9 protein-coding genes are annotated in these 13,147 nt (G+C 71.7%); 4 read left to right on the plus strand and 5 right to left on the minus strand.

Annotated features, from left to right (window positions below):
- Positions 1-16: 16 nt before the first annotated feature.
- The 3 genes from RKE38_RS04200 to RKE38_RS04210 form a co-directional block, all read right to left on the minus strand.
- Positions 17-1,024: a DUF3048 domain-containing protein gene (locus RKE38_RS04200; protein WP_316006193.1), complete on the minus strand. Its 1,008-nt coding sequence runs from the start codon at positions 1,022-1,024 to the stop codon at positions 17-19.
- A gap of 117 nt (positions 1,025-1,141) precedes the next feature.
- Positions 1,142-2,689, minus strand: a complete 1,548-nt coding sequence (locus RKE38_RS04205) for a M4 family metallopeptidase (protein ID WP_316006194.1) — start codon at positions 2,687-2,689, stop codon at positions 1,142-1,144.
- Positions 2,690-2,799: 110 nt separating this feature from the next.
- Positions 2,800-4,839: a M4 family metallopeptidase gene (locus RKE38_RS04210; protein WP_316006195.1), complete on the minus strand. Its 2,040-nt coding sequence runs from the start codon at positions 4,837-4,839 to the stop codon at positions 2,800-2,802.
- Positions 4,840-5,217: 378 nt separating this feature from the next.
- On the opposite strand from RKE38_RS04210, the gene RKE38_RS04215 reads away from it, so the two are divergent.
- Positions 5,218-7,125: an alpha/beta fold hydrolase gene (locus tag RKE38_RS04215; protein ID WP_316006196.1), complete on the plus strand. Its 1,908-nt coding sequence runs from the start codon at positions 5,218-5,220 to the stop codon at positions 7,123-7,125.
- Between the two features lie 138 nt (positions 7,126-7,263).
- A complete protein-coding gene (locus RKE38_RS04220; RefSeq protein WP_316006197.1) occupies positions 7,264-7,845 on the plus strand; it encodes a hypothetical protein in 582 nt (193 codons plus the stop codon).
- 99 nt (positions 7,846-7,944) lie between these two features.
- Here RKE38_RS04220 and RKE38_RS04225 read toward each other — a convergent pair whose 3' ends face one another.
- A complete protein-coding gene (locus RKE38_RS04225) occupies positions 7,945-8,346 on the minus strand; it encodes a cobalamin B12-binding domain-containing protein (RefSeq protein ID WP_316006198.1) in 402 nt (133 codons plus the stop codon).
- Positions 8,347-8,484: 138 nt separating this feature from the next.
- Here RKE38_RS04225 and RKE38_RS04230 point away from each other — a divergent pair, with 138 nt between their 5' ends.
- Together RKE38_RS04230 and RKE38_RS04235 are read left to right on the plus strand one after the other, a co-directional pair.
- Complete coding sequence (locus RKE38_RS04230; protein WP_316006199.1) at positions 8,485-9,471, plus strand: lipase family alpha/beta hydrolase; 987 nt, start codon at positions 8,485-8,487, stop codon at positions 9,469-9,471.
- 117 nt (positions 9,472-9,588) lie between these two features.
- Entirely contained in the window at positions 9,589-10,377 is a 789-nt protein-coding gene (locus tag RKE38_RS04235; RefSeq protein WP_316006200.1) for a M23 family metallopeptidase, read from the plus strand.
- Positions 10,378-10,613: 236 nt separating this feature from the next.
- Here the strand turns inward: RKE38_RS04235 and pcrA are convergent, their stop codons facing one another.
- Positions 10,614-13,100, minus strand: a complete 2,487-nt coding sequence (gene pcrA, locus RKE38_RS04240; RefSeq protein ID WP_316006201.1) for a DNA helicase PcrA — start codon at positions 13,098-13,100, stop codon at positions 10,614-10,616.
- Between the last annotated feature and the right edge of the window lie 47 nt (positions 13,101-13,147).

Consider the following 13,147-nt stretch of genomic DNA (forward strand, 5'->3'; position numbering starts at 1 on the left):
GTCGACCGGCACCTGCTCAGCGCACGGTGGCGGTGCGCCCGGTGGGCTCGAGCAGCACCCACACCGGGCCCTGCGGGGCGAACGTGACCACCTGGCCGCCCGCGGTGAACGTCGTGGGCGACGTCGCGCTCGCCCTCGACCAGGTCGCCTGCCAGGCCCGGCCGCCGCGCAGGACGAGGGCCTTGCCGGTGCCCACGAGCTGTTCCACCGGGGTCGGGCGGCCGTTGACGTCGCGGTTGCCCGACGGCTTGCTCGTCACGTACTGCACCACCACGGTGGCTGCGCCGTACTGCGTGCCCGAGGGGCTCACGTCGGGGCGACCGTCCGTCACCACGAGGTACTGCCCCCGCTTGGCGTTCCAGCGCAGCGAGACCGTCGCGGCCGGCCAGGTGGCGGTGACCGAGGTCGCCGCAGACCCGCCCGCGATCGGCGGCCCGTACCGGAAGCCGATGTCGCCCGGCCGCACGCTGCCGCCGGCCCGGGCCAGGAGGGCCTTGGGGTCGCCGATGAGGTTGTACGGGGCAGGCCGGGAGCGGTCGCGCCGGTAGCCGCGGCCGGACTGGTCGTTGCTGAGGTTCACCTGGGCACCCCGCGCCAGGATCCTGGCGGTGTAGGACGACGAGCCGGAGTACGCGAAGGCGACCTTGCCCCAGTTCGCGAGCAGCGTGACGTCGGTCTCGCGGCCGCTGCGCACCGGCCCGACCTCCCGCGCCTGGTGCCGGCTGAAGACCGCGAGCAGGCGGGTGAGCCCACCCTCGACCGGCTCGACGTAGACGACGTCGGCCTTGTCGAGCCCGATCCGCGGCCGGGCCGCGGAGGTGTTGTCGATCTTCACGGCCAGGACGGGGCCACCGGTCAGGGGGACGGGGCCGGCCGGCGTGGTCGTGGTGGTGGTCGTGGTGGTCGGCGGTGTCGTCGGCCGCCCGCACGAGGGCCCCGAGCAGCTGCCGGAGCACGCTGCCGCACCGGCGACGACGGCCAGCGCCAGCGCTGCCGGGACCGCCCGGCGGGCACCGCGCCTCATGTCCTCAGGATAGGTCGTGTCCGCACGCTGGGAGGGCAGCGGCGCGCTGACACGACGGTGCGCCGCCGGCACGAGGGCCGGCGGCGCACCACGGGGGTGAGGCGGGTCAGGCGGAGGTCAGCAGGTCTGCGACCCCGCCGGGACGGCGATGGCGTCGAACGCGCTCTTGACCGCCACGCAGGTCGGCGAGCCGGCGCCGTACAGCTCCTTGGCCGAGGCGATCGCACCCTCGCGGGCCGCCTTGTAGTCGCTGCGCGAGGTCAGCTTGGTCGACAGGGTGCGGTACCAGACCTTCTCGATGGCCGCGCGGCCCGCGCCCGTGACCGCGGGGGCGCCGCCACAGGTCGGGCTGTTGTAGGCGACACCGTTGACGGTCCTGGCGCCCGACCCCTCGGAGGCCATGAAGAACCAGTGGTTCAGCGGGCCCGAGGAGTAGTGCGGGTCGAGCCGGCTGGTGCTGGAGGACCAGCAGTCCTGCGAGCGGCCGTCCTTGCTCGGCCTGTCCATGTAGCGCAGCGGCGTGCCGTTGCCGTTGATGTCGATCTTCTCGCCGATGAGGTAGTCGCCCGGGTCGGCGGAGGAGTTGGCGTACCACTCGACCGCGGTGCCGAAGATGTCCGACGTGGCCTCGTTGAGGCCGCCCGCGTCACCGCGGTACACCAGCCCGGCGGTGTTCTCGGTGACGCCGTGGCTCATCTCGTGGCCGGCGACGTCGATCGCGGTCAGCGGCTTGGCGTTGTTGGCCCCGTCGCCGTAGGTCATCTGGGTGCCGTCCCAGAACGCGTTCACGTACGCGTTGCCGTAGTGGACCCGGCTGCGGGCGCCGGTGCCGTCGTCCCAGATCCCGTTGCGGCCCAGCACGTTCTTGTAGTAGTCGAACGTCTTCTCGGCACCGTAGTGCGCGTCGACCGCGGCGGTCTGGCGCGACGAGACCGAGCCGTTGCCCCACGCGTCGTCGGCGTCGGTGAACTGCGTCCCGGTGCCGGTGGTCGCCCCGTTGAGGTCGGTCGTGTAGTTGCCCACCGAGTCCTTGAGCAGGTAGCTGCCGCCCGACAGGGTCGTGCCGAGCGAGACGGTGCCCGAGTACATCGAGCTGCCGGTGCCGGGCGTGATCTCGTCCCAGGAGTCGAGCGTCGCCCCGGTCGTGGCGTCCACGACGGTGTGCAGGCGGCTCGGGGTCTGGTCGGCCTTGACGCCCTCACGCACGGTGTCCCAGGCCAGGCGCCCGCCGGACTCCGCGGCATACACGACGAGGTCGGAGCGCGTCGCCCCGCCGGCGCGCGAGGACGCCTGGGCCGCACTCAGCTTCGGGGATGTCGAGGCGACCGCGACGGACTTCGCCGCGTTCCAGCGCACGGACCGGGTGGCGCCGGCGGCGGAGCGCTCGACCACGAGGTCGCCGCCGACGACGCGCAGGCCCTGGAAGGTGCGGTCGTACCGGACGTGCACGGTGCCGTCCGGGTCGGTGACGGTGGAGCGGACGACGAGGGCCTGCCCCGGGCCGAGGCCCAGCGAGCGGGCCGCGTCGGCGACACGGGACTGCTCGGCGGCCACGCCGGGGACGGGCCGGACTGCTGCGGCGGGGGCCGCGGACGCCGAGGAGAGCGGAACTCCTGCGGCGAGGACTGCGATGCCTGCGACGGCACCGGTGGTGAGACGGTTCACTGCGATCTCCTCCATGAGATGGGCGCGCCTGCGGCGGCGCTGGTGCGGTGGGAGCGGACCCGGGCCCGGAGGACGCCCGGGGCCGCCCCCACCGGTTCAGGGGTGACGCGTCAGCTGGTGGCGACCGACGTGTCGTCAACGACGAAGGACGTCTGGAGAGACGAGTCCTCGTTCATCAGGAACTTCACCGCCACCGTCTTGCCCTTCCAGGCGGTGAGGTTGAAGGACTTCAGCGTGTACGTCGCGTTGGTGCCGACGTTGGAGTACGTGGCCAGCGTCGTCGTGGTCGAGCCGTCGACGACCTGCACCTTCATCGTGTCGTATGCCGTGGTGCCCGACTCCGCGGTGTCCGTGCGCAGGTAGAACGACAGGGTCGCGCTGGTCACGGTCGAGGGGATCGAGACGCTCTGCTGCTCGGTCTCGGTGGCGGTGGTGCCGTTGCCGCCGAGCCACATCTTCCAGGAGCCGGTGCGGGCCGGACGCCCAGTGTTGTTGGTGATCGGGCCGGAGGTGCCGGTCCAGATCGTGGCGCCGGACTCGAAGCCCGGGTTCTGCAGCAGGTTCCCGCTCGGCGGCGTGGTGGTGCCGCCGCTGCAGCTCGCGCTGCCGGCCGGGACGGCGATGGCGGTGAACGCCTTCTCGACCGCGGCGCAGGTGGCGCTGCTGGCACCAAAGAGCTCGATCGCCGAGGTGATGGCGCCCTCACGGGCGTTGAGGTACGTGCTGCTCGAGGTCAGCTTGGTCGACAGCGTGCGGTACCAGACCTTCTCGATGTTGCTGCGGCCGGCGCCGGTGACGGTCGAGCCGTCACAGGTGGGGCTGTTGTACGAGACACCGTTGATGGTCTTGGCGCCCGAGCCCTCGGAGGCCAGGTAGAACCAGTGGTTCAGCGGGCCCGAGGAGTAGTGGGGGTCCAGTCCGCCGAGCGAGGAGGACCAGCAGTCCTTGGACGCGCCGTCCTTCGAGGGCTTGTCCATGTACCGCAGCGGGGTGCCGTTGCCGTTGATGTCGATCTTCTCGCCGATGAGGTAGTCGCCCGGGTCGGCGGAGGAGTTGGCGTACCACTCCACGGCGGTGCCGAAGATGTCCGAGGTCGCCTCGTTGAGGCCGCCGGCGTCGCCGCTGTAGTTGAGGCCCGCCGTGTTCTCGGTGACGCCGTGGCTCATCTCGTGGGCCGCCACGTCGATCGCGGTCAGCGGCTTGGCGTTGTTCGCACCGTCGCCGTAGGTCATCTGGGTGCCGTCCCAGAACGCGTTGTTGTACGCGTTGCCGTAGTGGACGCGGCTGCGGGCGCCGGTGCCGTTGTTCCAGATCCCGTTCCGGCCCAGCACGTTCTTGTAGTAGGCGAAGGTCTTCTCGGCGCCGTACTCGGCATCGACGGCCGCGGTCTGGCGCGAGGACGTGGACCCGTTGCCCCACACGTCGTCGGCGTCGGTGAACTGGGTGCCGGTGCCGCTCGTGGCCCCGTTCAGGTCGGTCGTGTAGTTCCCCACCGAGTCCTTGAGCAGGTAGGAGCTGCCGGACAGCGTCGTGTTGAGGGTGACCGTGCCGGAGTACATCGAGTTGCCGCTGCCGTTCTCGATCTCGTCCCACGAGGTGATGACGGCTCCGGTCCGGGCGTCGACGACCGTGTGCAGCCGGCTCGGCGTCTGGTCGGCGCGGACGCCCTCGGTGACGACGTCCCAGGCGAGGCGCGGGGAGCCGCTGCCCGCCCAGACGACGAGCTCGCCGTCGTTGCTCCGCGCCGCGTAGCCGGCCCGGCGCGAGCCCGAGGCCTCGGCTGCCGACTCGGTGACGGACGGGGTCGTGGAGGAGACGGCGACCTTGCCGCTGGCGTTCCAGCGCACCGTGCGCAGGGCACCGCTCGAGGTCTTGTCGAGCACGAGGTCGCCCCCGAGCACGCGCAGGCCCTTGAAGGTGCGGTCGTAGCGGACGTGCTGGGTGCCGTCGCGGTCGGTGACGACGGACCGGGGCACCAGCGTCTGGTCCTTCGACAGGCCCAGGGCGTCGTGGTCACGGTCGGCTGCGGCCGAGCTGGCGGAGGGGGCCGGGGTGGCGGACTGCGGTGCGGCTGCTGCTGCGGACAGTGGGGTCGCCACTGCCGCCGCGACTGCGACGCCGAGGGCGGCGCCGGTGGACAGTCGGATCACGGGTTCCTCTTCTCTGAGCGGGCGCAGGTGTGTGCTCCTGCGCTGCATGGGGTGACGCCGCGGTCCCTCCGGCGCGACACGGGGATTGGTCGCTGGCTCGGGCGCCGTGCCGACCCAACCCCGCGTCCCGAGCGCCGGTCAACGAATCTGGCGAAGACTTTGCCAAAAGCGTGGAAACCCCTCTGCGACACCGAAAACGGACCCGGATTTCCCCCGGCTTTCGCCAAGCGAAGTCCATCCCGACACCCGACCGAACGGTCAGCTTCCCGGCATGCGGACCGTCCGACCAGCATGTGGGCGCGTAACCCGCTCCCCGGCGACCTCGTTGTCAGCACACCGGCGGCGCCAGCGGGCCCGCCCCCGAACCGTGGAGGCCCGATGACGCGCCACTCCCCCAGGCACCACAGCAGCACCCGAACCACGTCGGCCCTGGCCGCGGTCGTCCTGGCAGGCGCCGGGATGATCGCGACGAGCGCGACCGTCGCCGCCGCGGCCACCACCGCCACCACCCTGGACGGCGTGGACGTCTACACCGGCCTGCACTTCACCGTCCCGGCCGGGAACGACGACCTCGGACAGCCCCAGACCTGCACCATCGACGCCGACCTGTACCGCCCGCACTCCTCCGGCCCGTCGGCCCGCGTCCCGGCCATCCTGACGACGAACGGGTTCGGCGGGAGCAAGACCGACCAGGCCGGGCTGGGCCGGGCCTTCGCCGAGCGCGGCTACGCAGTGCTGTCGTACACCGGGCTCGGCTTCCCCGACAGCGGGTGCAAGATCTCGCTCGACGACCCGGGCGTCGACGGCAAGGCAGCGAGCGCGCTGGTGACCTTCCTCGGTGGTGGCGGCAGCGCAGCATACGACTCGGCGCAGGTGGGTGGCACCACGACCGGGCCCGGGTCGCTGACCGTGGACTTCACGAAGCTCGACGACGCGGCAACCCACGACCCGCGCATCGGGATGATCGGCGGCTCGTACGGCGGCCAGATCCAGTTCGCCACTGCCGCAACGGATCCCCGCGTCGACACCCTCGTCCCGCTCATCACCTGGAACGACCTCCGGTACTCCCTCGCGCCCAACAACACGAGCTTCACCAGGGGCGTGACCTACGCGAACTCGGCCCCGGGCACGGAGAAGCTCGGCTGGACCAACCTGTTCTTCGGGGTGGGCATCGCCGACGGCGTCCAGGGCGCGACGGTCGACCCGACCCGCGACGTCGGCTGCCCCAACTTCGTCCTCGAGGCCTGCCAGGCCAAGGCGACCCTCGACACCCTCGGCTACCCGACGAGCGACACCTACCGGCTCACCGACCGCGTCTCCGTGGGCCACTACGCCGACAAGGTGAACGTCCCGACGTTCCTCATCCAGGGCGAGAACGACACGCTGTTCGACCTGCAGGAGGCGGTCGCGACCTACCGCCAGCTTCGCTCGCGCGGCGTGCCGGTGACGATGGCCTGGCAGTCGTGGGGCCACTCCGGCGGTGCGAACGGCAACAGCGGCGCGGCCCCGGGCGAGCTCGACCTCAGCGGCCAGCACATCGAGGACACCTACCTCGGCCTGCGCATCAAGAACTGGTTCGACCACTACCTCAAGGACAGCACCGTCTCGACCGGTCCGGGCTTCGCGTACTTCCGCGACTGGGTCTCCTACACCGGGAGCGCCGCACCCGCCTACGCGTCGGCGCCGAGCTACCCGGTCGGGACGCGCCGGTCCTGGTACCTCTCCTCCAGCGACGAGCTCGTGCCCTCCAAGTCGGCGATCCTGCCCGGCACCACCTCGTGGTCCAACCCCGGTGGCGGCGCGCCCGCGTCGTACACCGAGGTGTCCGGGCTCGAGGGGCAGGTCTCGCTGCCGTCCGGCCTCACGACTCCGTACGACACCCCGGGCACCTTCGGCGCCTGGACGACCTCCCCGCTGGCGACCCCGGTGACCGTCGTGGGCTCCCCGACGCTCGACGTCCGGTTCGACTCGCCGGTCGTGGCGGGGACGCAGGCCATCGGCCCCAGCGGCCAGCTCCAGGTCTTCGCCAAGCTCTACGACGTGGCGCCCGACGGCACGCAGGTGTTGGTGCACAAGCTGATCAGCCCGGTCCGCGTCGCCGACGTCACCCAGCCCGTGCACATCGAGCTTCCGGCGATCGTCCACCGCGTCGACGCCGGGCACCGGCTGCGCCTCGTCCTGGCCAGCACCGACGCGGCATACAAGAACGCGTATGCCGTGCAGCCGGTGACGGTGCACGCCTCGCCGACGGAGCCGGCAACGCTGTCCGTCCCGACGGTCGGCTGACCCACCGCCCGGGGGTGGCCCGGGTCACACCAAAGGTGTTGGCGCACAGGACCTAGGGCCCTCGTGGGGCCGGTGGACCGGTTGAAGCATGGAGGTGCAGACAACCGGGCCATCGGCCCACCGAGGAGGAAAACCACCATGACAACCGTCCAGCGCCACCCCAAGCTCGATGTCCTCGTCGAACACGACGTGGTGACCCATGTGGCAGCCCGCAGGATGCTCGCGGTGCTGCGCGTCGCCTTCGGGCTCACCTTCCTGTGGGCCTTCTTCGACAAGCTGCTCGCCCTCGGCTGGGCGACCGGCACCAGCCAGACCACCGGAGCGGTGGACCGGTTCGGACCGGCCGCGTGGATCCACGGCGGCAGCCCTACGACGGGCTTCCTGAAGTCCGTCGACCCGGGCAACTGGTTCCACGGGTTCTTCACCGGCATGGCCGGGTCGGCCTGGGTGGACTGGCTGTTCATGATCGGCCTGGCCGGGATCGGGTTCGCCCTGACCTTCGGCATCGGGATGCGCATCGCCGCAGCGACCGGCGCGCTGCTCTACGCCTTCATGTGGGCGGCATCGTTCCCGCTGGCCAACAACCCTGTGATCGACGACCACGTCATCGGTGCGGTCACCGTGATCGCACTGGCGCTCGTCCTCGCCGGTGACGAGTGGGGCTTCGGGCAGCGCTGGGCCCGCACGTCCCTGGTTCGCCGGTACGGATGGCTGCGGTAACCCGCAGCAGACCGCGCCTCCACGGCGCGGCACGGGAGGGGCCGGGGCGGACGCCCGGCCCCTTCTTCGTGCCCGGGGTCAGAGTCGTCGTGCCCGGGGTCAGAGGGGGGTGACGTTCCCGCGGACCCACTCGACGATCTCGGTCGTCGTGGCTCCCGGCGTGAAGACCTTGGCGACACCGATCTTCTCGAGCTCGGGGATGTCGCCCTCGGGGATGATCCCGCCGCCGAACACCACGATGTCCGATGCGTCGCGCTCGCGCAGCAGCTCCATGACCTTCGCGAACAGGGTCATGTGGGCCCCGGAGAGCACCGAGAGGCCCACCGCGTCGGCGTCCTCCTGGATCGCCGCCTCGACGATCTGCTCGGGGGTCTGGTGCAGGCCGGTGTAGACGACCTCCATGCCCGCGTCGCGAAGTGCGCGGGCGACGACCTTGGCGCCACGGTCGTGTCCGTCGAGCCCGGGCTTGGCCACGACGACGCGCAGGGGGGAGTCACTCATGTGCGCAGACTAGCCACTCCCGGCGGCCCTCCCCGACACGGCGTGAGGTGCCCCACGTCAACCCAGATCGTGAAGACGGGCCGGTCCGGGCGCGTCCGGCCTGCAGGATGCGCGGACACCGTCTAGGTTCAGGAGGTCATGTCGCAGAGCGCCTCCCGCCCGCGTCGACGTCCCGCAGAGCCGCGGGCCACGTCGGGTTCCGCTGCGCGCCCCGCACCCGCCCTCGTGCGGGCGGCTCGCCGGGCAGTCTCCGCCACCGAGGCCGCGGGCGACATCGTCGGCGGGGCCGCGAAGGCGCTGGCGACCCCCACCGGTCTGGTCGGCGCCGCCGTGGAGGCGGCGTGGCTCACCACCCACATGGCGCTCTACCCCTGGGGGGTCCTCGGCCGGCACGGGCGCGAGAGCCAGCTCGGGTACCGCGTGGAACACCTCCCACCCGTGCAGCGCGGGCTGGTCATCTCCGACGTCGAGGCCGCCGGGACGCCGATCCTGCTCGTGCACGGCATGGTCGACAACCGGTCGATCTTCACGCTGCTCCGGCTCGGGCTGCGCCGCCGCGGGTTCGGCCGCGTGACGAGCATGAACTACTCGCCCTTCACGACCGACGTGCGCACCGCCGCGGCCCGCCTCGCCGAGGAGGTCGAGGCCCTCGTGGCCGAGACCGGCTACGAGCGGATCCACGTCGTCGGCCACTCCATGGGCGGGCTCATCGCGCGCTACTACGTCACCCGCCTCGGCGGCGACGAGCGTGTCCACACCCTCGTCACCCTGGGCACGCCGCACCAGGGCACGTACACGGCATACGGCTGGCACAGCTCGCTCACCCGGCAGCTGCGCCCCGGCAGCGGCCTGATGCGCGAGCTCGACCAGCCCGTCGAGGGCTGCCGGACGCGCTTCGTCGTCTACTGGTCGGACCTGGACCAGATGGTCTTCCCGCAGCGCCACGGCGCCCTCGACCACCCCGACCTGGCGGCCCGCAACATCCCCCTCCACGGGGTCGGGCACATGTCGCTGCCGATCCTGGGCAGCGTGGTGCACGGCATCTCCTCGACGCTGGCCCACCTCGACGCCGAGGGCCACACGGTCACCCCCGGCGTCACGGAACTGCACCCGAACGCGTCCTGACGGGAAAAAATACCGGGACGAAACGGACGGTTTTCGCCGAGTCGATTTTGGGTAACGAACCGGTCACGCTAACCTCGGTGACTCCCGTGTCCCCCCGCACGTCAGGTCATCTACTTCGTGAGTTCTTCCTCCTACGAGGGTCGTCACCGCGCCCCGGGTCGCCATCGCGCGCCCCGGCGTGGTGCCCGCATCCCTGTCGGACTGAAGAGCGGCTTCCTGCTCCCGAGCGCAGCCGCTGCCGCCCTCGTGGTCACCGCCAGTGGCGCCACCGTCGCCGAGTCCGCGCCCACCGTCTTCGACCTCTCCGGGTCGGCGGCCAAGGCCAAGGCGGCCAACGCCGCGGCGGCCGAGTTCGACCGGGTCGAGTCCGAGCAGCAGCGTGAGGTGCAGGCCTCCGCGGCCGCCAACCGGGTCACCGAGGCGGCGCGCATCGCCCGGGACGCCGAGCGCCGCAGCCTCGCCAAGAAGCAGGCGGCCGCCGCGGCGGTGCGCAAGGCCGAGGCCGCCCGCAAGGCCCGCGAGAAGTGGGTGCCCGCCATCGCCGGGGCCGCCTTCACCTCGGGCTTCGGCTGGCGCTGGGGGAAGATGCACGAGGGCAACGACTTCGCCACCCCCGTCGGCACCCCGGTCCACTCGATGTCCACCGGCACGGTCACCTTCGCCGGCTGGGAGAGCGGCTACGGCAACAAGGTCGAGATCACGTACTGGGACGGGACCCTCTCGGTGTACGCCCACCTCAGCTCGATCAGCGTCTCGGTAGGCGACAAGGTCGACCCGGGCGAGGTCGTCGCCCTGTCGGGCAACACCGGCCACTCGACCGGGCCCCACCTGCACCTGGAGATCCACCCCAACGGCGGCGCGGCCATCGACCCGGCCCCCTGGCTGCACGCGCACGGCCTGCAGTAGCCGCCGCTCCCCTGCTGCGAACGAAGCCCCGCGACTCGACGGTCGCGGGGCTTCGTCGTGCTGCGGCCCGCTCGGCTGCACTCCGGGCCACTGGACCCGGCATACCCGTCCCAGGACCGCGGTCAGATGGCCCGAAGTCGGAGCCAAGCCGCCACTCCGGGCCACTGGACCCGGCATACCCGTCCCAGGACCGCGGTCGGATGGCCCGAGGTCGGGAAAGCCGGCAGGGGCTCGGGTCAGAGCTTCTCGAGGGGGGCGTACCGCAGCAGGAAGCGCTTGACGCCGGTGTCGCCACCGAAGTCGACGTGGGCCTGGGTCTTGTCGCCCTCGCCCTCGGTCTTGACGACCGTGCCGAGGCCGTACGAGTCGTGGGTGACCTTGTCGCCGGCGTGCAGGGCGATGAGCGGCCGGTTGCCGGGCGACCGGACACCGGGACGCGACGCCAGGGTCGCCACCGCGGGCGTCGAGGGCCGGCGGGTCGACGTCGCCGCCTCCGCCCGCTGCCAGTCGAGCAGGTGCATGGGGATCTCGTCGAGGAACCGGCTCGGCGGGTTGTACTGCGGCGCACCCCACGCCGAGCGCACCGCGGCCCGCGACAGGTGCAGCCGCTCGCGGGCCCGGGTGATGCCGACGTACGCGAGCCGGCGCTCCTCCTCGAGCTCCTTGGGGTCGCCCAGCGCCCGCAGGTGCGGGAACGTGCCGTCCTCGAGCCCGGTGAGGAAGACGACGGGGAACTCCAGCCCCTTGGCCGTGTGCAGCGTCATCAGCGTGACGACGCCCTGGTCGGCCGCCTCCTCGTTGTCCGGGATCTCGTCGGCGTCGGCGACCAGCGACACCTGCTCGAGGAAGTCCTCGAGGCTGGCGACCTCACCCGTCTCGGCCCGGGTCTCGTCGAACTCCTGCGCGACGGCGACTAGCTCGGCGAGGTTCTCGATGCGGGTCTCGTCCTGCGGGTCGTGCGACGCGCGCAGCTCGGCGAGGTAGCCCGACCGGTCGAGCACGGCCTCGAGCAGGTCGGCGACGCCGCGCTCGTCGTCGGCGTGCACCTCGCCGAGGCCCTCGAACAGGGCCGTGAAGCCCTTGATCGCCGTGACCGAGCGGGTCGCGATGCCGGGGGCGTCCTCGGGCCGGCCGAGCGCGGCCACGAACGGGATCCGCTCGCGCTCGGCGAGCGCGGCGATGCACGCCTCAGCCCGGTCGCCGATGCCGCGCTTGGGGACGTTGAGGATGCGACGGAGGTTCACCGTGTCTGCGGGGTTGGAGAGCACGCGCAGGTATGCCAGTGCGTCCTTGACCTCGCGGCGCTCGTAGAACCGCGTGCCGCCGACGACCTTGTACGGCAGGCCGACGCGGACGAAGACCTCCTCAAGGGCACGGGACTGGGCGTTGGTGCGGTAGAACACCGCGACGTCCTTGGGCTTGACCCCGGCCCTATCGGACAGCTCGTCGATGGTCTTGGCGACGAAGGCGGCCTCGTCGTGCTCGTTGTCGGCGACGTAGCCGACGATGAGGTCGCCGTCGCCGCTGTCGGTCCACAGGTTCTTCTTGCGCCGCTCGGGGTTGCGGGCGATGACCGAGTTGGCGGCCTGGAGGATCGTCTGCGTGGACCGGTAGTTCTGCTCGAGCAGGATCGTCCGGGCGTCGGGGTAGTCGTCCTCGAACTCGATGATGTTGCGGATCGTGGCGCCGCGGAAGGCGTAGATCGACTGGTCCGCGTCACCGACGACGACGAGCTCGGCCGGCTCGACGACGGGGCCGTCGGTGTTGCCCGGGGCGGAGCCGTAGCCGCCGACGAGCTCGCGGACGAGCTGGTACTGCGCGTGGTTGGTGTCCTGGTACTCGTCGACGAGCACGTGGCGGAACCGGCGGCGGTAGTGCTCGGCGACGTCGGGGAAGGCCTGCAGGATGTTGACCGTCGTCATGATGAGGTCGTCGAAGTCGAGCGCGTTCGCGGCCCGCAGCCGGCGCTGGTACTCGGTGTAGGCCTCGGCGAGCATCCGCTCCTGGTGCGTGCCCTCGGTGACCTGCGAGGCGAACGTCTCCTCGTCGACGAGCTCGTTCTTGAGGTTGCTGACCTGGTGGCTGAACGAGCGCGGCGGGTAGCGCTTGGGGTCGAGGTCGAGGTCGCGCAGGACGAGGGCCATGAGCCGCTGGCTGTCGGCCGCGTCGTAGATGGAGAAGGTCGACTTGAGCCCGACCTTGCCCGCCTCCCGGCGCAGGATCCGCACGCACGCGCTGTGGAACGTCATGACCCACATGGCCTTGGCCCGGGGCCCGACGAGGGCGGCCACGCGCTCGCGCATCTCGGCGGCGGCCTTGTTGGTGAAGGTGATCGCCAGGACCTGGCCGGGTTGCACCCCACGGGCGGCGAGCAGGTAGGCGATGCGGTTCGTGAGCACCCGGGTCTTGCCCGACCCCGCGCCGGCGACGATGAGCAGCGGACTGCCCTCGTGCAGGACCGCTGCGCGTTGCTGCGGGTTGAGCCCCTCGAGCAGCGCCTCCGGGTCGGTCCCGTGCTGGTGCCCGTCACCGGGCCCACCGGGTATGCCGCCGGGCCGCCCCTCGGCCGCAGCCTGCGCCCATGTGGGCACACCCCGCTCGTCGACGGCGGTGGCGCGCGCGGTCGCCGCGCTCGGGCGCCCGCCGGAGTCGCCGGAGGGACCCTGCGTGTCGGCAGGGCCCTGCTTGTCTGAAGGAAAGAGGTCGTCGAACAGCGTGCTCATGTCCCCTCAAGCCTACGTGCCGAGGACGACACCCACGAACGCCGCGA

It is taken from the genome of Phycicoccus sp. M110.8, assembly GCF_032464895.1.
Lineage (GTDB): Bacteria > Actinomycetota > Actinomycetes > Actinomycetales > Dermatophilaceae > Pedococcus.

Coding starts and splice junctions, on each gene's coding strand:
- RKE38_RS04230 (WP_316006199.1), top strand. CDS start 8,485: ATGTCGCAGAGCGCCTCCCGCCCGCGTCGACGTCCCGCAGAGCCGCGG.
- RKE38_RS04225 (WP_316006198.1), bottom strand. CDS start 8,346: ATGAGTGACTCCCCCCTGCGCGTCGTCGTGGCCAAGCCCGGGCTCGAC.
- RKE38_RS04220 (WP_316006197.1), top strand. CDS start 7,264: ATGACAACCGTCCAGCGCCACCCCAAGCTCGATGTCCTCGTCGAACAC.
- RKE38_RS04215 (WP_316006196.1), top strand. CDS start 5,218: ATGACGCGCCACTCCCCCAGGCACCACAGCAGCACCCGAACCACGTCG.
- pcrA (WP_316006201.1), bottom strand. CDS start 13,100: ATGAGCACGCTGTTCGACGACCTCTTTCCTTCAGACAAGCAGGGCCCT.
- RKE38_RS04200 (WP_316006193.1), bottom strand. CDS start 1,024: ATGAGGCGCGGTGCCCGCCGGGCGGTCCCGGCAGCGCTGGCGCTGGCC.